The organism is Bacillus sp. JZ109, from assembly GCF_053903135.1.
In genome coordinates, this window is the sequence record NZ_CP096388.1 from 2,486,396 (window position 1) to 2,508,519 (window position 22,124).

The following is a 22,124-nucleotide window of genomic DNA, read 5'->3' on the forward strand; positions in this document are numbered from 1 at the left end:
TTCAGTCTTTAAGCAGTTTCAGCTGTTGTACGTCCAGTGGTCTGTCATATGCTTTTAATGTTAGTTTGCTTTCAGATTTACCGGCTTTTAATGCTAAATTTTCAGATGCAAAAAGATCCTCAAGGCCTGACCCCTTCACTCTGCTGTGTAACATGTCCGGATCTTTGGCAAGCACTTTTACTGTTAAAGGATAATCGTCAAGGGCGTATCCGTCTATTTTTGTAGTGCCGTTTATATCTCTGATGACTGTATGATTCACAACTCTTCGCTCGTTAATCGAGATATGCTCTGCACCGTAGGAGTTGAGTTCATTAATCAGCTTTTTCAGCAAATCCGGAGGCGGATTTTCGACCGGCTCTCCTGTTAAGCTTTCAGAAAAAAGCGGGGAAATCGTAATGACAATTCCGCTACCTGTTATATCGGTCATGCCGGTTGTTTTTTTTAAGGATTGCAAGGTATTATTTAGCGCGGTTTCTTTTGTCATTTCTTTCGTTTGCGAATAGCTATTCAGCAGTTTGTCATATTTGTTTATTTCAGCCAGCAGCTTTTCCTGCTTCTTCTGCTCTGATGTCAGCTCTTCCCTAATATCCCACATATCTCTTGTATCCCGGACTTTGGGGTGCTTTAACGAATTAAACTGAACAGATATCATCAGGCCGAAGATGACCATAAGCACACTGATGCTTATGAAGGAACGCTTTATTTTCAATCTATTTCACCCGCTTTTTCAGTCATTCCTTCGTTTTCAGAATCGGTTTCATTTGTACGTTTTTCTCTTTTTCTGCCGACACAGAAATATGATCCATTGACAGCTGATCAATTAGGCCTCCTGCGATATTTAACGAGGGCAGCAGGACATCTGGATCTCCAATAGCGGATACCGTAAACGGAGCGGGATGCTGCACCCCGTCTACCGTTACCACAGGACCATTGCATTTGATATACGAATCATGCGTCAAACGCTGTCCATTAACGGCGACAGCTGCCGCTCCTGAGATATACAGTTCGTTTACTACTTGGAAGATATGGCTTTCGTGAACGATGTAACTATTCACATTCTCCCCTTCCGGTATGTATGACGCATCTTCCAATGTCACCTCAACGCCTTCTCCCTGCACACCGACTTCCCCAATATACATCCTGTATTTTTCTGTATCTTCGAGGACATTATAGTATTCCGACTTCTCTTTCTTCAGCTTATTTTCCGCCTGGCGGACTTTGTTTTGCTTTTGATATAATTCTTTTTCAAGCTTCTTATTTTCTTTCTCTTGTTTCAGAAGTTCATCTCTCAGCGCATATTCTTTTTTCCACTCTTCCGTCTCAGCCGCGCTTTTGTTGTTTTCTTTTGTCATTTGAAAAGAAAATGAAATCAAAAAGCCTGCGATAAGCATAATCAAGGAAAGAAGGACTGCTGATTTGCCCCTCAATTTTCATCTTCCTTTTTAGCAGCTTTATCGTTTTTCCCAAACTCTTCAAAATAGGTGGCAACTTCTAAATGAATGATTCCTTTTTTATTGCTGCTTAGCTGAGAAATGATAGAAGGATACGTCTTCATTCGGTCTGCAAACGTTTTAATAGATGCAGTGACAACATAACCGTCGTTCATGTACAACTTAATACGGTTTTCATCCATTTTTACAGGCGTATAATAAATCTCTGAAATCGACTGTTTTAACGAATTTGACAACGCATCGAGCTGCTTGGCCATTTGAGACCGCTTCTTCGCGTTTGTCCAATTCACTAAAATCGGTCCGGCATCATCCGGCGTTACTTCGTTTGGCAGAACTGAGCCGTTTTCAAGCACTTCATAGTACACATCGTCTTTTTCTAAATAAGCAATCGCTTTATATTCTTCGATTGCAATGTTGATTTTATTAGGAAGCGATTTGCTGATCTCCGCTTTTTTCACTAATTTATTTTGCTGAATCTTCTTTTCTGTTTTTTGCTTGTCCAAACTCCAAAACTCAGTATCTCCGCTGTTAATATCGGAAAGGTCGATAATTTCCTTTTTTGATACATTTTCATTCCCTGTAACAGAGATTGTTGATACTTTACTGATTGGTGTTTGCAGGTACACAATGATCAGCACCATAATAAAAAAGAGCATAATAAATGAAATGAGACGGCGGTTTGCCTTTTGTTTCCTCTGCTCTTTAATTTTAGGGATCCGCTCTTCAATGTTAACGATTTTTTCTCGGTCATGACCCGGGTTCATTGCCTGTTCACCTCATTCAAATGAAACAGCTGTTAAAAGTCTGTCTATTCCAAAACAAACGGCATACTATGATGCCGTTTGTCGTTTGCTTACAGTATATCATATGAACAGCTTCAGTCAGAACTTGAATCAGCGATTTCCGCCGATGATTTCAACCTCTGTGTGCATATCAATCTCGTATTTTTCACGGATTGTCTTTTTCACATGGTCAATGAGATCAAGCACATCTTTTGCTGATGCTCCCCCCGCATTGACGATGAAGTTTCCGTGCATCTCCGATATCTTTGCACCGCCGATTTGATATCCTTTCAAGCCTGCTTTTTCTACAAGGTTCCCGGCATGATTGGGAAGCGGATTTCTGAATATGCTTCCCGCACAAGGACTTGAATACGGCTGTGTATTTTTTCTATAGTCTTTATTGCTTTGCATTCGCTGAACGATTGATTCCTTATCCTTCTGCTCCAGCTGCAAAACAGCTTCAAGGCAAACGCCCGGGCGTTTCTTTTGCAGTACAGATGTCCTGTAGCTGAAATCCATCTGCTCATTTGTCAGCCACTCAATCGTTCCGTCTTCAAACAAAATATGCGCTTTGACGAGGATCTCGCTCATATCAGAACCGTGAGCGCCGGCATTCATATAAACCGCTCCGCCGACTGATCCTGGAATGCCGGCAGCAAATTCCAAACCGGACAGGCCTTTTTTGCTCAATGATGTAGCAAGGCGGACCACTGAATAACCGCCTCCGACTGTTACTTGCTCCCCTTCAAGCTCCAAATGGTCAAGACCCGCACCCAGCTTGATTACTACGCCTCTAATTCCTTCATCTAAAACAAGAAGATTTGATCCGCGGCCGATGACTGTCCACTTCACATCATATTTTTTAATCACGTCCATGATGTCTTTAACAGCATCTACACTGCTTGGAATGACCAATACATCCGCAGGTCCGCCGATTTTCATCGTTGTATGATTCGCGAGCGGTTCATTTGCAAGAACCTTGCCGACTTCGCGTTCTTTTAATTCCTGTATCACTTTCTCCATCGTAAACCTCCGCATTCCATTTGCTTTTCTACTATTTTTTTAATTCCTCGAGTACGCTGTATAAACGGGCAGCCGCGTCAGGAACACCGAGTGACTTTGTTCGTTCGCTCATTTCCTTTAACGTTTGCTCATTCAGTACAATCCGGTCTAGCGCTTCAATCAGCTTCTCCCCGCTGAGCTCTGTTTCTTTCAGTACAATCGCCGCATCATGCTGGCCAAGAGATCTCGCATTGACCTCCTGGTGATTCGCTGTCACATATGGACTCGGGATCAGAACACTTGGGATTCCGAGAGCAGTAATTTCGGCAATCGTTGTCGCACCGGCTCTGGCCACAATGACATCAATGGCCTTTAAATACTCAGGCATTTGATGAAGAAACGGCTTTGTGACCATATTATCAGCGGCACCCTTGCTTTTCAGCTCATTCATTACTTTTTCATAGTGAACTTCACCGGTGATATACAGCACTTGATAGTCTCTTGTTTTCAGCGCATTCTGCATGTCAATGACAGCGCGGTTAATCGGTGCAGCGCCTCGGCTTCCGCCGAAAATTAAGACCGTTTTTTTGTCTTCAGAAAGCCCAAATTCAGCCATTGATCGTCCCGTCTTTATTGAGACGACTTCAGAGGCTCTCGGGTTTCCCGTAAATACAACTTTCTCGCTAGGAAAATGTGATTTCGCTTCTTCAAAACAAATCGCTACTTTATTAACATATTTTGAAAGAAACTTATTCGTGATGCCCGGCAGGCTGTTTTGTTCATGGACAATAGTCGGAATTCCCATTTTCGCAGCGGCATAAACAACCGGCCCGCATACATAACCGCCCGTTCCAATTACGGCATCGGGCTTAAATTCCGCTAAATACGATTTACTCTTTTTGACGCCCTTCAGAAAACGCATCACAGTCTTGACATTTTCAAATGACAATTTTCTTTTAAATCCTGTAATTTCAATTGAACGAAACGGTATATTCTCCCGCTCAACAATTTTTTTCTCCAGCCCGTTTTCTGTTCCGATATATAAAAATTCCACATTAGGATGACGTCTTTGCACTTCTTTAATAAAAGCAAGCGCAGGATAAATATGTCCCCCTGTACCGCCTCCGCTTATTGCAATTCGCATTTCTTTTCCCCCAGTCTAAGTTTCTCTATAACATAACGATAACCCTGTTTTGTTGGACAGGGTTATCGCATCAATTGTTTCCAAGCTTCATGTTAGACAGGAAGCTTGGACATACATTCGTTAATACCTCGAGTAGCGGCTTACATTCAGCAGCACACCAACTGCCATCAGCATTAGAGTCAATGAAGAGCCTCCGTAGCTCAGAAACGGGAGCGTGATGCCCGTTACAGGAATCAGGCCCGTGACTACGCCGATATTTATCATGACTTGAATGGCAATCATTGAAATAATGCCGACTGCGACAAAGCTTCCGTACAGATCAGGGGCACCAAGCGCAATTCTGATTCCTCTCCACAGCAGGACGCTGAAGAGGAGCAAAATAAGTGTTCCCCCGATAAAGCCCAGCTCCTCTGACAAGATGGCGAAAATAAAGTCTGTTTGCGGCTCAGGCAGATAAAAGAACTTCTGTCTGCTTTGTCCGAGCCCCATTCCGAACAACCCGCCGGGCCCCACTGCATAAAGCGATTGAATGATCTGAAATCCGCTTCCGAGCGGATCTTCCCATGGATTTAAGTATGAGGTAATCCGCTTAATCCGATATGGAGCCGATAGTACGAGCCCGACAAATCCGCTGAGGCCGATCAGTCCGAGAAAGACGAAATGGGCGATCCGCGCGCCGGCTACAAAAATCATGACAATACAAGTTCCCACCATTACTGTCCCCGTTCCGAGGTCAGGCTGGCACATGATAATCAAAAATGCTGAAAACACGATGCCAAGTGCGGGGACGAACCCCCGTCTGAACGATGTGATGTTTTTTTGTTTTTCAGAGAGAAATTTAGCAAGGAATGCAATCATCGCAAGCTTCATAAACTCTGAAGGCTGTATGCTGAATGCTCCGACTCCGATCCAGCTTCTTGAACCGTTCCGCACCATTCCGACGCCCGGTATCAAAACAAGCACCAGAAGGAAAAAGCAGATAACCATCAGCAATTTGGACCATGTCCTCCAAGTCCAATAATCGACATTCATGATAAAAAACATAGCAATGACGCCGATTCCCGCAAACAAAAGCTGCCGTTTCGCGAAAAAGAATGAGTCGTCAAATTTATAATCCGCCCATACCGCACTCGCACTGTACACCATAATTAATCCGATTGTTAATAATAATAACGTAATGATGACCAATAACAAATCAGGCGATGTTTTTTTAGTAGTCAAAGCAATCGACACCCCAAGCTTAAAGTCATTAGGGCTGCCGATTTACTTCAAGACAAGCCCTTACTTAAGCATATGCACGGCATCTATAAACATGTCACCGCGTTCTTCAAATGTTTTGAATTGATCCCAGCTCGCACACGCGGGTGACAGCAGGATGACATCTCCTTCATTTGAGAGCGCAAACGCCGCAGATACTGCTTGTTCAACATTATCGACACGTTTGACATGTTGTATTCCCAGTTCATTGCCGAGTTTCTCAAGTTTTGGCGCCGTCTGGCCAAATGTAAGCACTGCTTTGACATGCTTCATATAAGGTTTCAAGTCATCAAAACCATTTCCGCGATCCAGTCCGCCCGCAAGCAGAATGACCGGCTTATCAAAAGCTGAAAGCGCCTTGCTTGTCGCCAGAATGTTTGTTGCTTTACTGTCGTTATAAAATTTGCGGCCATTCACAGTTGTGACATATTGGAGGCGGTGCTTCACACCAGTAAAGCTTGTCAGCACCTTTTTAACCGCCTCATTGGAAGCTCCTGCCGTTTTCACAACTGCAATAGCTGCTAAAATGTTCTCCAGGTTATGAGCACCGGGCAGTACAACCTCTTCCAGAGGAAGAATGGCTTCGCCGTTAAACATAATCATACTGTCTTTTACATATGCGCCCTGTTCAAGCGTTTTGCTGACTGAAAACGGGACGATTTCGGCTTTTCCGGCTTCAGCAAGACGCACGACGGTTTCATCATCCTGGTTGACAATAGCTTTATCTGAAGCAGTCTGATGAAGGTATACTTTCTGTTTCGCTTTTTCATAGTTTTCGCGCGTATGGTGATAATCCAGATGGGCGTCAAATACATTTAAAATCAGGCTGATTTCCGGTCTGAAAGCGTGTGTTCCCATCAGCTGAAACGAAGACAGTTCAGTAACGATCCATTCATCTCCATCAGCATGATAGGCAACCTCACTTGCGACTGTGCCGATGTTTCCGGCAATCAGTGCTTTTTGCGAGTCAGCTTTGAGCATTTCGTAAATTAGCGTTGTCGTGGTCGTTTTACCGTTCGATCCGGTAATCCCGATAAACTTGGCGCTGGTCAGGTAGTAAGCGAGCTCAATTTCCGTCCAAACCGGAATGCCTCTTTTCTCCGCTTCCTGAACCATAATATTTTCATAAGGAATTCCCGGGTTTTTGATCAGAATCGTGATTTGATGCTGATCGAACAGAGAAACTGGATGCTCTCCGCAAACAACTTCGATTCCTTTTTCAGAAAGCTTTTGTGCCGGTTCATTTTCTTCAAAAGGCTTTTGATCATTGACTGCAACATAAATGCCTTTTTCATGAAGAATGGAGGCCGCCGCATATCCGCTTTTCGCAAGCCCAAGGATTAAAAAATGCTGTTTCTGTAAAAATTGATCATTTTCCACTTATAACCACACCTCGATGTAAATTCCTAAAACGGCAAGCAAAAGTCCCGCAGCCCAAAACGTCACGACTACTCTCCATTCAGACCAGCCGACAAGCTCATAATGGTGATGAAGCGGACTCATTTTAAAGATTCGTTTACCTGTCGTTTTAAAGCTGATGACCTGCAAAATAACAGATAATGTCTCGATAACGAATACACCGCCGATGATAACCAGCAGGATCTCTAATTTCGTTAAAATGGCAATGGTAACGATGGCTCCTCCCAATGCAAGCGATCCCGTATCTCCCATAAAAACTTTGGCCGGATGAGCATTAAATACAAGGAAGCCCAGAACTGCACCGACAACGGCAACTGAGAAAATCGCTACGTCATATTGAGACTGATTCCATGCCAGAATGGCAAAGGCGCCAAAGGCAATCGCCGCAGTACCGGATAATAACCCGTCAAGGCCGTCAGTCAGGTTAACTGCGTTTGATCCGCCGACTAGCATAAAGAGCACAAGGATAAAGTAAGCCCAGCCAAGATCAAATGATAAGTCAGTTCCAGGAATGCGAATATCAGTCGCAAAATTGTAGTAATGATACACGGCGTAAAATACAACTGCAATAATAATTTGTCCGATCAGCTTTTGCTTTGATGTCAACCCAAGATTGCGCTTCATGACAACCTTGATGTAATCATCTAAAAAGCCAAGCAAACCGTAGCCTAGCGTAACAAACAGAAGCAGCACCATTTCGGGGCTTATTTCTGAAAACTTCTGTGTCATCACAATTGTTGTCACTATGATAGAAAGTATGATCATGACCCCGCCCATTGTGGGTGTCCCTGATTTTTTCTGATGTGATTTCGGTCCTTCTTCTCTAATACTCTGGCCGAATTTTAATCTTCTTAAAAACGGAATAAGAATCGGAGAGAGCAGAACACTAATTAAAAACCCCATTAAAATTGTAAACAGAATGACTTGCTCAAGCATTGTCCTTTTCTCCTCCTGTTTCTTTCAAACGACATACGTAGTTATCATATTCATGATTTTTTTCCATATGAAAAATCTTTTCAAGCTCCATTATTCAGTAACATCTCTTTCCTATGAATTCGTCTTATTCTTATTGAGTTCAACAATGGCTCTCGCCGCTACTTCAGCATCATCAAAATCGAAAGTTTCATTTCCGATCTGCTGATAGGTTTCATGTCCTTTTCCGGCAATGAGGACAACGTCGCCTTTTTTGGCATTGGCAATTGCGAAAAAGATCGCCTGCTCGCGGTTTGCAATACTGTGATAGTATGCGTTCTCTACTCCGGCTTCCATATCTCTTAAAATCGCGCGAGGATCTTCGCTTCTCGGGTTATCTGACGTGAAAATCGGCTCGTCAGCCAGCTCCACAGCAATTTTAGCCATTTTCGGGCGCTTCGTCTTATCTCTGTCTCCTCCGCAGCCGACAACGACAAATAGCTTTCCTTCCGTCATATCTCTGCATGTCTCCAGCACATTTTCAAGGCTGTCCGGTGTGTGCGCGTAGTCTACAATGACAGGAAACTCCTGCTGCTGATTGACCAATTCAAAACGGCCTCTTACACCATGCAATTCTTCAACAGCCTCAGTGATGATTTCAAACGGTATGCCTGCTGCAATACATGTTGCAACAGCGGCCAGCACGTTATACACATTAAATTGTCCGACGAGAGACATCGTGATGTGCTTCGTGCCTTTGTTTGTCACGAGATCAAAGCTTGTGCCCTGTGCAGTGATACTGATGTTCTTCGCCATCACATCAGCATCGTTTTTAATTCCGTATGTAGAGATATGCGCAGCTGTTACCTTTTCAAAATAAGCGCTCGCCTCATCGTCAGCATTCAGTACGGCACGCTTTGGATGTTCGTGGTTGAAAGCCCCGCCAAGTTGGGAAAAGAGCAAGCTTTTTGCATGCCGGTACTCATCCATCGTTTTATGATAGTCCAGATGGTCCTGTGTTAAATTCGTAAACACGGCAATATCATAATCACAGCCATGGACGCGCCCTAAAGACAAAGCGTGGGAAGAAACCTCCATGATTGCAGTGTCAACGTGCTTGTCATTCATTTTCTTAAACGTTTTCTGCAGCGTGACGCTTTCCGGAGTCGTGTTTTTAACAGGAAGTGTTTCGTCTCCGATTTTCATGTACATTGTACCGATCAAGCCTGTGCGTTTTCCCGCTTTTTTCAGAATCTCATCGACCATGTGGGTCGTTGATGTTTTGCCGTTTGTTCCCGTTATCCCAATCAGCTGAAGCTTCTTCGTCGGCTGTCCGTAAAACGCATCAGACAAAACGCTGAGCGCGCGAAGGGACTGCCGGACAATAATAACAGGAACATCCACATCGACCTTTCTTTCTGCCACAATAGCCGCTGCGCCGTTTTCTACTGCTTTTTGCGCAAAATCGTGGCCATCCACCGTATACCCTTTTACACATACAAAAAGACTCCCTTTCTTTACTTCTCTGGAGTCCATCTCAATTGAAGTTATTTCAGGGTCTTGTGAGTCGTTTACAGAAGGTTCGGTTGTTAAGTATGTAAGCAGCTTTGTAAGTTTCATCGTATCAAACCTCTCAACATTCTAATTCGTTCTTTTTATCATTGAAGTCACATCAAATGATGTGGTAATGATTTTAAGCATACAGTTCATATTTTAGCGTAAATAAAAGGATACATCCAGCTAATCTTGAAAGTTATCAGCATTTTTTCTGCAATAAAAGAATAGGCAGCCCGAATCAATCGGCTGCCTCCTTTTCATCTTCTTCAGTCAAATACACGCGTATCTTTGAGCCTTCTTTTACTTTCGTTCCGGCAGCTGGCGATTGTTTAACGATTTTGCTCCCTTTCCCGGAAGCATCCACATTGAGATTCACCAATAGTGACTCAAGATCTGAGACAGACATCCCTACAACATTCGGAACTTCTATTGTTTTTGTGTCGTTCCATTGGTATTTTTTCTCGATTTGATTTTTCCGGGGCTTCACACCAAGTTCCGGCAGACTGTCTCTCATAATATTTCCGACAATAGGCGCTGCAACCGTTCCCCCAAATTGAATCGTGCCTTTCGGGTTATCCACCGCAACGTAGACGACTAGACTCGGATCATCAGCTGGCGCGAAACCGATAAATGATACAATATGGTTGTTTTCAAGGTATTTTCCATCTTTAACCTTTTGTGCAGTTCCCGTTTTTCCTCCGACACGATATCCTTCTACAAATGCATTGCGGCCGGTTCCTTCTGCGACGACGCTTTCTAGAGCATAGCGGATTTGTTTGGATGTTTCCTCAGAAATGACTTGTTTCTTTGCGATTGGTGATTGTTTTTTGACCGTTTTCTTCGTAACAGGATCGATCCATTCCTTTGCAATATAAGGTGTGTAGAGCGTTCCTCCGTTTACAGCGGCGGATACTGCTGCAACCTGCTGAATCGGCGTGACGGATACTCCCTGTCCGAAAGCCGTAGTTGCTTGCTCCACCGGGCCCACTCTCTCAAGCGGGAATAAGATGCCTGTTCCCTCGCCTTGGAGATCAATCCCCGTTTTTTGTCCAAAACCAAAGTCTTTGATATATTTGAAAAGCTTTTCCTTTCCTAAGCGCTCGCCTAATTCAACAAACCCTGGGTTGCAGGAGTTCTGCACAACTTCCAGATACGTCTGCAGCCCGTGCCCGCCTCTTTTCCAGCACCGCAGTCTCGCTCCGTCAACTTCCGCATGCCCTTTATCATAAAATTGATCCCGTTTCAAATTTACTTTTTGCTCTTCAAGGGCTGCTGCAAGTGTAATAATTTTAAAGGTAGATCCCGGTTCATACGTGCTCCATACTGGCAGATTTCGATTGTAGACGGACGGATCAACAGATTGGTAATCAGCAGGGTCGAAATCAGGCCTGCTAGACATCCCCAAAATTTCTCCGTTTTTCGGATTCATGGCTACGGCAATCATGCCGTCCGGATGATATTTGGCCTCAGCGTTATCAAGCTCTCTTTCCATTATCGTCTGAACCTTTGAATCAACCGTCAGCTTCATATCAAGCCCATCCTTAGGCGGCGTATAGTCATCCGCTTCATCAGGCATTTTTTTACCCTTGGCATCTGTATAAAACTTAACAGAACCTTTTTCCCCTTTTAAATCATCGTCGTAATAGGCTTCAAGTCCAAGGAGTCCTTGGTTGTCAATTCCTGCAAATCCAAGCACATGAGATAAAAAGCTGCCGAACGGGTAATGACGGATACTGTCCTCCGCAACATACACACCTTTTAAATCAAGCGCTTTGATTTCTTTCGCCTTCTCATTTGAAATTTTTCTCCCTTCAGGAGTGATCTTTTCGATTGACGCTTTTTTTGTCACATGTTTATATACTTTTTCTTCTGACATATTGAGCACCGCCGCAAGCTGCTTGCTCGTTTTCATCGGATTCTGAATTTGGCGCGGCACGACGAATACGGTCGGCGCACTTTTGTTTGTTGCGAGCTTCACACCATTCCGATCCAGTATCTCGCCTCTCTCCGGCTCAAACGGCAAGTTACGGCTCCAGGAATCTTTCGCCAGCGAAGTCAGTTTTTCGCCCATCACAAACTGAACATACCCCAGCCTTGTATCAATGATCAGAAACACGAACACGCCAAAAAGCAAAACAAATAATAAACGTTTTCTAACCGTTACATTCGAGACGCGCAAGAGACCGTTCACTCCTTATTTAGGCTTGTTTCATTTTATGCCTGAAATTGGACAGGTAGAACGATGCTCCTCTGAAGGCATAAAAAAAGAAAGCCTGCATAACGCAGGCTTTCTTTTTAATCAGGATTTTTAAACTTAACCTTGATTACGGTTTTGTCTTTGATTTCTTTGTCTTTCTTAACACTTTGGCTGACAGCGTAGCCTTGTCCGCTTACTTCAATATGAATTCCCGCGAGCTCGCCGTACTGCAGAACCTCTCTTCTCGACCAGCCTGTCATATCAGGCATTTTGATTTTGCCGCCCGTTTTCAGGAAGACCTTTTGATTGGTGAGAACTTCCTCATCCGCTTTCGGATACTGTTCTTTTACAGCGACATCACTGCCGATGACAATTGGTGTGAGATTCTCCTCTTTTGCTTTCTTTTGAGCAGCAGCTACCGTTTGATCTGTTAAATCAGGCATTGTCTGCGCTTTTGTTTCTTCCTTATCTGAGTCAGATTTTTCAGTTGGTTCAATGTTCAGGTAGTGCAGGCTGTTTTTCATTGTTGGGTTGAAGATTTCAGATACTGGTTCTGAACTGCTTTGTCCTGCTTTTAGTTGTGGCTGCTGTACAGCAACATAAATTAAAAGCTCAGGATCATCTTTTGGTGCCATACCCATAAACGAAAAGATATAGTTATCTGTGCCGTCTAAATATCCGCCTTTACCGGCTATTTGCGCAGTACCTGTTTTCCCGGCAACATCAAAACCTTCGATTTTATAAGCTTGCCCTGTTCCGATCTTCGATGTAACGACTTCTCCTAATATATCCCGCACCTTTTTCGCAGTACTTGCAGAAATTGGAGTTCCGGCTGATTCCGGCTTATTTTGATAAATAGTTTTATCTTTATCAGGGTCAACGATATGGTCAATGACATAAGGTTTCATCATTTTACCGTCATTTGCAATTGCCGTTGCGGCCTGAATCTGCTGAATTGGTGTGACCGCAGACGCTTGGCCATATGCAGTTGACGCCTTATCAAATTCATATTTAAAGTTGATTTTGCTGGAGACTTCTCCTGGCAAATCAATACCTGTTTTCTGGTAAAAATTGAATTTGTGCAAATATTGATTGAGGCGGTCATATCCCAGCTTTTCTTTCGCCAGTTTCGCAAAAGCGACATTCGACGACCTTAGGACGCCGTCATGATATGTTGTCGGACCCCAGCCTACACCGTTATTGTGATCCTTAACAGGTGCTCCGCCAACTTCAAATGTCCCTGATTTATATTTTTCGTTCGCATTAAACACGTTTTCCTGCATCGCAGCAGCGAGTGTAAAGATCTTCATCGTGGACCCGGGTTCATACGCATATGAAATCAAATCATTATAGTAGTTTGTCACATCGCGCTTGTTCGGATCAAAGCTTGGGCGCTGTCCCATGGCAAGGACTTTGCCCGTTTTCGGATCAACGACTGCGGCCATGATTTTTTTTGGATTATACTTTTGCGCCACTTTTGTCATGCTGTCTTCCAAAAAGGTTTGAATTTTCTGGTCAATGGTTAAATATACATTGTCACCATTTTTTGGCGCTGTAATTTTATTTTTGCTGTTCGGGAGCTCCCAGCCGGATTTGTCGCTTTCATATGTCACATATCCGTCCCGCTCCTTCAAATACTTATCCAGCACTTTTTCTAATCCCATCGCGCCGGAAATTTCATTTGTTTCTTCATCAACCTCGGCATAGCCGATTAGATTAGATGCAAATACTCCGTTTGGATAGTAGCGTTTTGTATCCCGTAAAAATGAAATGCCCGGGAGTTTCATTTTTTCGATTTTTTGCTTTTGTGAATACGTAATATCCCGGCCAGCTGAGCCAAACTCGACTTGTTTTGCATCTTTATTTAAGATATCAAGGATGTCGGCCTTGTCCAAGTTTATCACTTTAGACAATGCTTCCGCCGTTTTTTCTTTGTTTACAACATGCTGAGGATGCTTGACATCAGTGGTCATTTTTTTATCGAGAATCGCAATCAGTTTATACGTCGCTGTGTCCTCTGCAATGACTTTTCCTTTTCGGTCTAAAATCGAGCCGCGGCTCGCTTCGATGGTCCGTTTCTTTTCATGCTGCTCTGTCGCTTTTGTCGCAAGCACTTCGCCGTTCGCTTTTCCGGTTATTTGAATATATGCCATTCTCCCCAGGATGACAAAGAAAAAGAGAGCGAAACAAATACTTAGAATCGCTGCTCCTCTATTCATAAATTTATTCTTTTTTGGCATTTGAATCATTCCTGTATGTTTTTCACTTTTTTATCTTTTAAATTCAAGCCGTTCTTTTTCGCAATGTCCATAATGCGCTGCGGTTTGCTTAAATCAGCAACGCTTTTTTCGAGGTCACCAATTTGCTTATTTTCGGATGAAATTTGCTCCTCAAGCTTTTGCACCTCAATATTGGTTTGATATGCCGCATACGCCTTCGATACGATCAAAAGCGATACACTGAGCACCGCCGCAGCAAAGAGGACAAGAAGCACTTTTTCTCCGAGAGTAATGGAAGCCCTTTTCTTGACAATCACTTTTTTCTCAGGACTGATCGCATGCCGCTGCTGTTTCTCTGGTTGGTAAGCTAAATTGCTCATAGGCTGATGACCTCCTTTTAATTTTGCGTTCGCGTTTCGTTATTTTCTTTTTTCAGCAATCCGAAGCTTGGCAGAACGAGCCCGGTTGTTCTCTTCAAGCTCTTCTTGAGATGCCGTAATCGGTTTTCGTGTGATGAGCTTCAGCTCCGGTTCAAACTCTTCCGGTATAACAGGAAGCCCCGGAGGAAGTTCCGGAAGCGACGACTTTTCTTTAAAAGTGGTTTTGCAAATTCTGTCTTCTAGCGAGTGGAAGGTAATGACCGATACCCTGCCCCCTGGCTTCAGAACCTCAATTGCCTGCTCCAAAGCTTCTTCAAACACCCTAAGTTCATCGTTTACGGCAATTCTGATTGCCTGAAACACGCGTTTAGCGGGATGTCCGCCGCTCCTTCTCGCTGGAGCGGGAATCGCGTCTTTTATTAGATCGACCAGTTGGCCCGTAGTTTGAATAGGAGACTTCATTCTTGCCTCCTCAATTTTTCTGGCGATCTGTTTACTGAACTTCTCTTCTCCGTATTTAAAGAAAATACGGACGAGATCCTCATAGCGCCACTCATTAACGACTTCTTTCGCCGAAAGCGTAGCCGACTGGTCCATCCTCATGTCCAACGGTGCGTCATGATGGTAACTGAATCCGCGCTCAGGTGTATCCAGCTGCGGAGAGGACACCCCTAAATCAAATAAAATACCGTCTACTTCTGTAATGCCTTGTTCATTCAAACATTCTTTTAAATACCTGAAATTGCTTTTAATCAGAATGAGCTGTCCTTTATAATCGGACAACACTTCTTTAGCATGCTGTAATGCCGTATCATCTTGGTCAAAAGCGATTAAACGCCCCTTCTCGGATAACTGCTGCAATAAGTATGTACTATGCCCAGCTCCGCCGAGTGTGCAGTCTACATATGTACCGTCTGGTTTAATATTAAGTCCGTCTACGGTTTCACGAAGAAGTACTGTCTTGTGTTGAAACATATTGTGTTGGTCCCACCTTTTATCAGGATGAATTGAAATTGTTTTTAGAGTGTTATACACGAAGAATCATTATATATCAAACCCAATCATGTTTTCAGCAATTTCAGCAAATGAATCTTCTTGCTCTTCTGTGTATTGTTCCCAAATTACTTTACTCCACAATTCAATTCGATTAGAAACCCCGATAACAACACATTCTTTTTCCAGTTTGGCGTAATTCAATAGAGATGATGCGATATTTACCCTGCCTTGCTTGTCCAGCTCGCATTCAGTCGCCCCTGAAAAGAAGAAACGGGTAAACGCGCGGGCATCTTTCTTTGTGAGAGGAAGAGCTTTTAGTTTTTCTTCAATTTGTTTCCATTCGTGCATAGGGTAGCCGAAGAGACATTGGTCAAGTCCTCTAGTCAGCACAAATTGCTCACCTAGGCCTTCTCTGAATTTAGCGGGTACGATCATGCGGCCTTTCGCATCGATGGTATGCTGATATTCACCCATAAACATGATCTCTTGCCCCACTTTCTCTCCTTAACTCACCACTATTCACCACTTCGCTCCACAACTTCATTTTACACTGTTTACCCATAAAAAAAAACCCTGAACTATTCAGGGTTCTTTAAAACTTTATTTCAAAGTTTGACAACTTGATGTTGATTTTGAAAAGAAAATGGCAGATTCTTGAATGTCGTGAAGAATTTTGGACCATACCTGTTCAAATAATACATGATATTCCAAATCCGTTCTTGCGGCGCAAGAAGCGGCTTAATGCTATTTTGAATTCTTTCATAATCCTTCAAAACGTAGCCTTCTTTTTCTTCAATTCGCTTCGTCACTGTGCGCTCTAAGAATTGAAGCTGATCCTGAATAAAAGCGGCATTTTTCAGGAGTAAAGGTTCCATGCTTTGATCAACCTTTAACGCCTCCTGCCGGACCGTTTTGTGAATCGCTTCAATTTGGCTTTTCGCCTGATCCATCACCGCCGTAAACTCTTCCGGAATCTGGCGCTCGAAGTATGTCTCTCTTTGATTCTCCGTTCCGCGCTCAATCGCGTCTTGTAATGAGATATTCCGTTCAACCAGTTTTTTCTCAATATGCCGCTCAAGTATCGTAATGTTCAGCCTTGGCATGACAGGAGGCATTTTAAAGCCCATCACCGCAAAAGCCTGTTTGAGCTCGCCCCAATAATTGATTTCTCCAGGCCCTGCAATAAATGCTAAAGTCGGAATGAGAAATTCCTGCATTAACGGTCTCGTTACAACATTGTTGCTGAAACGCTCTGGATGTTCTTCCATATGTGTATGAAGTTCATCCATCGTCCATCCTAGATCAAGCTCTTTGATGACAAATCGGCCGTTATCTTTTTCAATTAAAAAACGCTCATCTTCGTATTCATAAAACAGATTCGCCTGCTCTTTTCCGGACTCGATAATCGGTTTGTAGCCTGCTTGACGCATGAAGGCCTGCTGATCTGATACAGCCCGGGCGAGTTCATCATTTTCTCGAAGTATCTTTTGGAACATGGCCGTTTCCAGCTTTTTAATCCCCGGATCTCCAGAATTTAATAAAACTAAGCCCTCTTCTTGGAACAAATCCGCGATCAGCAGTTCAAAGAAGTCAGTAAACGTAACAGATTCCCTTAAACATCGTTTCACATTGTCGAGAAGTGTATTCGTATGGTCTGTTTCTTCAAAAGCGGCAAAAACATCATCTATCCACGCGGCACACTTTTCCTGATCAAGCGATGTACTCGCTGCTGATGATTTCTTCCAATAAGACTGAGGCAACTTTTTTTTCACAGGCCCATTCTCTTCAGATGTGTGAACAAAATTAATCTCATCCAAATCGTGGTCTTCTCCAGCCACCCAGAAGATTGGTATGACAGGCACTTGCAGTTCCTTTTCTTGTTGCTTTGCTAAAACAATGATTGAAATGATTTTATGTATGGTGTAAAGCGGTCCTGTTAAAAGTCCTGCCTGCTGTCCGCCGACTACAGCGGCACTTGACGGGTCCTTCAGCTTCTCAATAGCAGACTGCATCGCACTTGAACCGAATTTATTATGGTAAGAGGTTAAGTACGCCGCCAATTCCTCTCTTGCGAAAAACCGGGAAGATAAGTCTTCCAGTCTTTCTCGCCACATGTCCTTATGATGAATACTGTAATCAAAAAAAGAAGACATTTCTTCTTTGCCATCTATATAGTGCTGTACAAACACATTCTGATTTTTGATGGAAAGTTCAGTTAGCTGCATCTTCTAGAACTTCCTTTCTCCAATAAATAGTTAGTGATCCGAAATGAGTATAGCATGTTACCGAAAAAGCTCAAAAGACTTTGTTTGTATTTCGCTCCAATGCTTTGATGCTGCCATATAAAAACTCTAGGTGGACTGCATCAAGACCTTGAAGACTTGCTTCCTTCAATAAGTATCCGATAATGGCATCAGCTTCCGTCTGCCGGCCTCCAATGACGTCAACCAGCATGGATGAACGATTCTCTTTCGTTTGCCCACAAACGGCCTGAACCCGCTCCCAAGCCTTTTCTTCGTTTTCAAGTTTTAAAATGCGGCATGCCTCCTGAAATACCAGCTTCATAAAAGCCAGATAAGCTGGCGTTGTCAGCAGTTCTCCATTTTTTACCTGCAATAACGCAGTTAAAGGATTAATACACGCATTTACAATCAGCTTGCCCGTCAGCAGACGGTACCAATCCGTCTCATAATAAATCGGAAAATCCGAATGGTTATGCTGAAACAAGATGTTCAGCCGGTCTGGTTCAGCATCGTCGAACGCGCTCCATTTTATCGCACCTAGGCCTGTATGATCAACAGCTGTATCCGATTTTCTTACAGCTCCGTGCTCAACGATTCCAACATAAATGGAATGGCCAACGTGCCAGTCTTTTAGGTCGTGGATATGCCCCATGCCGTTTTGCAAAAATAATATATTCGTCTTCCCGATCCGTTCAAGCGACGAAAAAACAGATTGAAGCTGATGCTGCTTCACTGTCACGACAAGCAGGTCAAAGTCCGAATTGATACTCGTGTCCGCACTGCAATCAGCCCTGAATTCCTCCCCGCCTTTATAAAGCCGGATTCCTTCAGACTGAATGGCCGCAGCCTGTTCTTGCCGCCTCGTCACAACAGTCACGTCGTGATAAAGTGACAAATAATAGGCGCATAAAAGACCGACGGAGCCTCCGCCGATAATTCCAATTTTCATGATGTCACACCCAATTTAGCATTTACGTATTATCATAGCAGAAGTAAGAAGAAATTACTTCTCAAAGATTCCATGTGCTTAAAATTAAAGTTTAAATATTTGGATTTTTTAAATAAAGCGTTTACAATATATGTAGAAACAACAAAGGGGGAGATTTGTTTGACAAAGGTAGAACGTCTGCTTATCAACTATAAAACGCTGGAAGAATTCAAGAAATTCAAAGAATACGGCATTCAGGAGCTTTCAATGCTTGAAGAACTTCAGGATAATATTATTGAAAATGACAGCACCTCGCCTTTTTACGGGATTTATTTTGGCGATAAACTTGTAGCACGAATGAGTCTGTATCAAGTTAACGGCAAATCGAATCCCTATTTTGACAACCGCCAGGATTATTTGGAGCTGTGGAAGCTTGAGGTTCTTCCGGGCTACCAGAACAGGGGATACGGGAGAGCCTTGGTTGAATTTGCAAAATCATTCAAAATGCCGATCCGGACAAATCCGAGAATGAAATCAGCGGAATTTTGGAACAAAATGAACTTTAAAACTGTTAAGTATGATATGGCGAGGGACAAAGGGGAAAACCCGCTCATCTGGCATCCTGATATGGATCACGAAATGACACCAGGAGAGTCTGCATAGAAATCAAAACAACCGGCCTATTCTTACTATAGGGCCGGTTCATTTCAGGCGTTTCTTTACGTTTCTTGAGCCGCTTTTTTCATTCTTCCGTCTTCCTTAGAAACAACCATTTTTCTGGCCCGATCCATGATATCGATCAGTGCCTTGTAATCCTCTTCTGTCATCTCTAGCTGATTCCGCAATGTCTGATTTTCACTCCGCAAATCCTCAAGCTCTTTTTGCAGCGATTGGATTTGCTCCTTCAATTTTTCCCTTTCAAGCTGAAATTCTTGTGCAGACGGCGCTTCTTTGAATTGTTCGAGAAATTGAATGACATCCTGAATGGACAAATCTCGTTTTCCTTCTGACGATGCCGAGGCAGTCTGCTTCATGGAATTCGGCATATTGACCGAATGAACGCCGATTTGCTTTCTCAGTTCTTTCCTTTGCTTTTTTGCAAGCTCTATACCTGACTGGTATTGTTTTCTCACATACGAGTTCCACCTGAAACCACAGGCTGCCGCGGTTCTGGTCAGCGCCCTTCCAACCTCCTCAAAGGCTGAAAGCTGTGTTCCTCCCTCTCGAATATGACGAAGCACCACTTCTGCCAGCAGCAAATCCTCATCCTGAGTCCAAGCATCTTGTCTTGTAATGGTCAAATTCAATCTCCCTCCATGTCAGCTTATTTATCTCATACATATGCCGGTAATAGATTAGATAGACTATTTGCACTCACAAATTTTCCGCAAGCTGACAGGAAGAGAAAAAGAAAAAGCGCAGGGCTTTCACCCCGCGCTTTTCTTATTAGTTACTTTTTACATTTATGTCTTTGCCGTTGTATGATCCGCATGCTTTGCATACACGGTGAGACAACTTCATCTCTCCGCATGACGGACATTCTGTCATACCAGGTACATTAAGTTTGAAATGTGTACGGCGCAATCTTTTCTTCATTTTAGAAGTTCTTCTAAAAGGTACAGCCATTATTCCCACCTCCTTAAAGAGTTAAGATTCATCATCTTGTTTTAAGAGCTTTTCAAGGGCTGCAAGTCTCGGATCAACTTGATTCTTCTTGTCTTCTTCCGAAATGACTTGCCAATCCTTTCCTTCTTGAGGAGCAGCTCCTTTTTCTTGTTCAGATTCACAAAAGATTTGCATAGGGATTTCTAAAAGAATTTCTTCTTTCACGATCGGAGTTAAGTCGATAGTATCGTCCTCAACAATATGAACGTCATCATCTTCTATATCATCCGTGTGATGAAATATAAACAGTTCTTTTGTTGAAATTTCAAATGGATACGGGACATCAACGAGTGTTCTTGAGCATGGCAAAATCATTTCGCCTGAAATTGTAAAATCAAACGAAACCTGTTTGGATTTGATATCCGCTCTGCCCTTCACCCGGACGGGAGAAATGCGGCGAATGTCAGAATTCAGCTTTGTCAGCTCATTTAACTCAACTGTTTCATCAAACTCAAAACTTTGTTTTGGCATTTGATGCAGCTGATAAATCGTCCATTTCATTTGTATCACCTCAGGAAAGCAACAAACATGATTATAGCTTTTAAGATTGTTTTTGTCAATATTTTTTCTTTACAGCATAATGCTGCCATTGAAGTATCGTTGACAGCGGAATATGCTATGCATACACTTAAAACAAAAATAAGGCGTAAGAGTTTTCATTTGCAAATGTACCATACGTTTTTAAACATAGCAAGAAAGGCGGAAAAAATATGAAAGCTGTCGGATTGGTGGTTGAATATAATCCCTTTCATAACGGTCACCTTTATCATGCCCAAACAGCAAAGCGGCAAACCGGATGTGACACGGCTGTCGCGGTCATGAGCGGGCATTTTTTACAGCGTGGGGAACCGGCTGTTGTGTCAAAATGGGCCCGAACAAAAATGGCCCTGCAAAGCGGAGTTGATCTTGTTATTGAGCTGCCTTATCTTTATGCCGTGCAAAAAGCAGACATTTTTGCACGCGGCAGTGTTTCCATCCTGAACGAACTTGAATGTGAGGCGCTGTTTTTCGGGAGTGAAAATGGGGATATCAAGCCGTTTTTAGAAACAGCACAGCTTATTGGTGAGCATAAACATACATTTGATGACCGAATTAAAGAAGAACTTAAAACGGGGACGAGTTACCCAGCAGCGGCGGCTAGCGCCTTCAGCTCCATTTTGCATACCGAAAGTGCACTTGACTTGTCAAAACCAAATAACATTTTGGGATACCAGTATGTGACTTCGATTCTAACCGGGGGATACCCTATGAAACCTTATACCACGGCACGCATCTCTTCGGACTATCATGATGCCGATCTCCCTGAAGGCGAAAACCACATCGCAAGCGCCACAAGCATCAGAAGAGCGATGACTGGCCAGAATCTCGAAGCCTGCCTTCGTTTTCTCCCTGCTGCATCTGCACGTGAATTAGCAGCTTACCGCAAATCTTTCGGATTGTGGCATACACCTGAGAGCTACTTTTCTTACTTAAAATACAGCCTTTCAACTGTAACGGCACAGGAATTACAGCAAGTATACGAGGTGGAGGAAGGTTTAGAGCACAGAATTCTTCGTTCGATCAGAAAATCCAGCTCCTATCAGGAATTTATGGAACTGCTGAAAACAAAACGCTATACGTGGACAAGGCTCCAGCGGATGAATACACACATTTTAACCAGAACAAAAAAACAGGATATGCAAAAGCTGCTTGACAACGATAAGGCGCCGTATATCAGGCTTCTCGGCATGACGAAAAAAGGACAGGCTTATTTATCCGAAAAGAAAAAAGCACTGTCTGTTCCGCTTGTCAGCAAACTGTCCTCTTTCTCCCATCCAGCTCTCGATCTGGACGTAAAAGCAAGCAGGATTTACAGCCTGCCAATAGAAGAGCCGCTGAGAACTGAGTTTGACCTGCAGGAATACGGACATGCACCGATTCGATATGATGAAGATGAACAACACTTTTTAAATGTATAGAAAAAGCACCTGAG

Annotated in this window: 22 protein-coding genes; 3 read left to right on the top strand and 19 right to left on the bottom strand. The window is 43.3% G+C overall.

The annotated features are described in order from the left end of the window. Position 1: 1 nt before the first annotated feature. The 16 genes from M1D94_RS13060 to M1D94_RS13135 all read right to left on the bottom strand — a co-directional run bounded on the left by M1D94_RS13060 (position 2) and on the right by M1D94_RS13135 (position 18,508). The gene (locus M1D94_RS13060) at positions 2-709 is read right to left on the bottom strand and encodes a DUF881 domain-containing protein (RefSeq protein WP_282627365.1); all 708 of its coding nucleotides are present in this window, start codon (positions 707-709) and stop codon (positions 2-4) included. A gap of 22 nt (positions 710-731) precedes the next feature. Beyond that, complete coding sequence (locus M1D94_RS13065; protein ID WP_015483203.1) at positions 732-1,427, bottom strand: DUF881 domain-containing protein; 696 nt, start codon at positions 1,425-1,427, stop codon at positions 732-734. Further along, on the bottom strand, positions 1,424-2,215 hold the full coding sequence (divIB, locus tag M1D94_RS13070; protein ID WP_021479335.1) for a cell division protein DivIB: 792 nt from the start codon (positions 2,213-2,215) through the stop codon (positions 1,424-1,426). Before divIB ends, M1D94_RS13065 begins: the two co-directional genes overlap by 4 nt. Before the next feature lie 129 nt (positions 2,216-2,344). Then, positions 2,345-3,256: a UDP-N-acetylmuramate dehydrogenase gene (gene murB / locus M1D94_RS13075; RefSeq protein ID WP_021479336.1), complete on the bottom strand. Its 912-nt coding sequence runs from the start codon at positions 3,254-3,256 to the stop codon at positions 2,345-2,347. A gap of 31 nt (positions 3,257-3,287) precedes the next feature. Then, complete coding sequence (murG, locus tag M1D94_RS13080) at positions 3,288-4,379, bottom strand: undecaprenyldiphospho-muramoylpentapeptide beta-N-acetylglucosaminyltransferase (protein ID WP_021479337.1); 1,092 nt, start codon at positions 4,377-4,379, stop codon at positions 3,288-3,290. Between the two features lie 120 nt (positions 4,380-4,499). Continuing rightward, a complete protein-coding gene (gene spoVE, locus M1D94_RS13085) occupies positions 4,500-5,600 on the bottom strand; it encodes a stage V sporulation protein E (protein WP_003244810.1) in 1,101 nt (366 codons plus the stop codon). Between the two features lie 60 nt (positions 5,601-5,660). After that, positions 5,661-7,016, bottom strand: a complete 1,356-nt coding sequence (gene murD, locus M1D94_RS13090; protein ID WP_003232189.1) for a UDP-N-acetylmuramoyl-L-alanine--D-glutamate ligase — start codon at positions 7,014-7,016, stop codon at positions 5,661-5,663. After that, positions 7,017-7,991, bottom strand: a complete 975-nt coding sequence (gene mraY / locus M1D94_RS13095) for a phospho-N-acetylmuramoyl-pentapeptide-transferase (RefSeq protein ID WP_003232192.1) — start codon at positions 7,989-7,991, stop codon at positions 7,017-7,019. 111 nt (positions 7,992-8,102) lie between these two features. Continuing rightward, on the bottom strand, positions 8,103-9,587 hold the full coding sequence (locus M1D94_RS13100) for a UDP-N-acetylmuramoyl-L-alanyl-D-glutamate--2,6-diaminopimelate ligase (protein WP_041850857.1): 1,485 nt from the start codon (positions 9,585-9,587) through the stop codon (positions 8,103-8,105). A gap of 175 nt (positions 9,588-9,762) precedes the next feature. Further along, positions 9,763-11,703: a stage V sporulation protein D gene (locus M1D94_RS13105; protein WP_043940111.1), complete on the bottom strand. Its 1,941-nt coding sequence runs from the start codon at positions 11,701-11,703 to the stop codon at positions 9,763-9,765. A gap of 116 nt (positions 11,704-11,819) precedes the next feature. After that, positions 11,820-13,961 (bottom strand): penicillin-binding protein 2B, encoded by a 2,142-nt coding sequence (gene pbpB / locus M1D94_RS13110; RefSeq protein ID WP_069322578.1) that lies wholly within the window; start codon positions 13,959-13,961, stop codon positions 11,820-11,822. Between the two features lie 5 nt (positions 13,962-13,966). Beyond that, positions 13,967-14,320: a cell division protein FtsL gene (ftsL, locus tag M1D94_RS13115; RefSeq protein ID WP_003232200.1), complete on the bottom strand. Its 354-nt coding sequence runs from the start codon at positions 14,318-14,320 to the stop codon at positions 13,967-13,969. A 39-nt stretch (positions 14,321-14,359) separates the two neighbouring features. Further along, positions 14,360-15,295 (bottom strand): 16S rRNA (cytosine(1402)-N(4))-methyltransferase RsmH, encoded by a 936-nt coding sequence (gene rsmH / locus M1D94_RS13120; RefSeq protein WP_014479723.1) that lies wholly within the window; start codon positions 15,293-15,295, stop codon positions 14,360-14,362. Positions 15,296-15,364: 69 nt separating this feature from the next. Continuing rightward, a complete protein-coding gene (mraZ, locus tag M1D94_RS13125; RefSeq protein WP_003221402.1) occupies positions 15,365-15,796 on the bottom strand; it encodes a division/cell wall cluster transcriptional repressor MraZ in 432 nt (143 codons plus the stop codon). Between the two features lie 125 nt (positions 15,797-15,921). After that, entirely contained in the window at positions 15,922-17,541 is a 1,620-nt protein-coding gene (gene bshC, locus M1D94_RS13130; RefSeq protein WP_163117364.1) for a bacillithiol biosynthesis cysteine-adding enzyme BshC, read from the bottom strand. A 70-nt stretch (positions 17,542-17,611) separates the two neighbouring features. Continuing rightward, complete coding sequence (locus M1D94_RS13135; RefSeq protein WP_003232206.1) at positions 17,612-18,508, bottom strand: 2-dehydropantoate 2-reductase; 897 nt, start codon at positions 18,506-18,508, stop codon at positions 17,612-17,614. Between the two features lie 159 nt (positions 18,509-18,667). Here M1D94_RS13135 and M1D94_RS13140 point away from each other — a divergent pair, with 159 nt between their 5' ends. Next, the gene (locus M1D94_RS13140) at positions 18,668-19,150 is read left to right on the top strand and encodes an N-acetyltransferase (protein ID WP_014476736.1); all 483 of its coding nucleotides are present in this window, start codon (positions 18,668-18,670) and stop codon (positions 19,148-19,150) included. 56 nt (positions 19,151-19,206) lie between these two features. Here M1D94_RS13140 and gerR read toward each other — a convergent pair whose 3' ends face one another. From gerR to M1D94_RS13155, 3 genes are all read right to left on the bottom strand, one after another. Then, positions 19,207-19,788, bottom strand: a complete 582-nt coding sequence (gerR, locus tag M1D94_RS13145; protein WP_015383592.1) for a sporulation specific transcriptional regulator GerR — start codon at positions 19,786-19,788, stop codon at positions 19,207-19,209. A gap of 145 nt (positions 19,789-19,933) precedes the next feature. Next, positions 19,934-20,113, bottom strand: coding sequence for a 50S ribosomal protein L32 (gene rpmF, locus M1D94_RS13150; RefSeq protein ID WP_003154457.1), 180 nt, complete (start codon positions 20,111-20,113; stop codon positions 19,934-19,936). Between the two features lie 21 nt (positions 20,114-20,134). Beyond that, the gene (locus tag M1D94_RS13155) at positions 20,135-20,653 is read right to left on the bottom strand and encodes a YceD family protein (RefSeq protein WP_014479718.1); all 519 of its coding nucleotides are present in this window, start codon (positions 20,651-20,653) and stop codon (positions 20,135-20,137) included. Between the two features lie 27 nt (positions 20,654-20,680). On the opposite strand from M1D94_RS13155, the gene M1D94_RS13160 reads away from it, so the two are divergent. After that, positions 20,681-20,866 carry a hypothetical protein gene (locus tag M1D94_RS13160; RefSeq protein WP_003232215.1) on the top strand — a complete coding sequence of 62 codons (186 nt, stop codon included), beginning with the start codon at positions 20,681-20,683 and terminating at the stop codon, positions 20,864-20,866. Next, positions 20,863-22,110, top strand: coding sequence for a nucleotidyltransferase (locus M1D94_RS13165; RefSeq protein ID WP_041850860.1), 1,248 nt, complete (start codon positions 20,863-20,865; stop codon positions 22,108-22,110). The genes M1D94_RS13160 and M1D94_RS13165 overlap by 4 nt, the downstream gene beginning before the upstream one ends. The last annotated feature ends 14 nt before the right edge of the window (positions 22,111-22,124 follow it).

What these genes read in the sequence shown, in the direction of transcription:
- divIB (WP_021479335.1), bottom strand. Translation starts at nt 2,215, where the DNA reads ATGAACCCGGGTCATGACCGAGAAAAAATCGTTAACATTGAAGAGCGG.
- murB (WP_021479336.1), bottom strand. Translation starts at nt 3,256, where the DNA reads ATGGAGAAAGTGATACAGGAATTAAAAGAACGCGAAGTCGGCAAGGTT.
- murG (WP_021479337.1), bottom strand. Translation starts at nt 4,379, where the DNA reads ATGCGAATTGCAATAAGCGGAGGCGGTACAGGGGGACATATTTATCCT.
- mraY (WP_003232192.1), bottom strand. Translation starts at nt 7,991, where the DNA reads ATGCTTGAGCAAGTCATTCTGTTTACAATTTTAATGGGGTTTTTAATT.
- M1D94_RS13100 (WP_041850857.1), bottom strand. Translation starts at nt 9,587, where the DNA reads ATGAAACTTACAAAGCTGCTTACATACTTAACAACCGAACCTTCTGTA.
- pbpB (WP_069322578.1), bottom strand. Translation starts at nt 13,961, where the DNA reads ATGCCAAAAAAGAATAAATTTATGAATAGAGGAGCAGCGATTCTAAGT.
- ftsL (WP_003232200.1), bottom strand. Translation starts at nt 14,320, where the DNA reads ATGAGCAATTTAGCTTACCAACCAGAGAAACAGCAGCGGCATGCGATC.
- rsmH (WP_014479723.1), bottom strand. Translation starts at nt 15,295, where the DNA reads ATGTTTCAACACAAGACAGTACTTCTTCGTGAAACCGTAGACGGACTT.
- mraZ (WP_003221402.1), bottom strand. Translation starts at nt 15,796, where the DNA reads ATGTTTATGGGTGAATATCAGCATACCATCGATGCGAAAGGCCGCATG.
- bshC (WP_163117364.1), bottom strand. Translation starts at nt 17,541, where the DNA reads ATGCAGCTAACTGAACTTTCCATCAAAAATCAGAATGTGTTTGTACAG.
- M1D94_RS13135 (WP_003232206.1), bottom strand. Translation starts at nt 18,508, where the DNA reads ATGAAAATTGGAATTATCGGCGGAGGCTCCGTCGGTCTTTTATGCGCC.
- rpmF (WP_003154457.1), bottom strand. Translation starts at nt 20,113, where the DNA reads ATGGCTGTACCTTTTAGAAGAACTTCTAAAATGAAGAAAAGATTGCGC.
- M1D94_RS13155 (WP_014479718.1), bottom strand. Translation starts at nt 20,653, where the DNA reads ATGAAATGGACGATTTATCAGCTGCATCAAATGCCAAAACAAAGTTTT.
- M1D94_RS13160 (WP_003232215.1), top strand. Translation starts at nt 20,681, where the DNA reads ATGATTATAGCTTTTAAGATTGTTTTTGTCAATATTTTTTCTTTACAG.
- M1D94_RS13165 (WP_041850860.1), top strand. Translation starts at nt 20,863, where the DNA reads ATGAAAGCTGTCGGATTGGTGGTTGAATATAATCCCTTTCATAACGGT.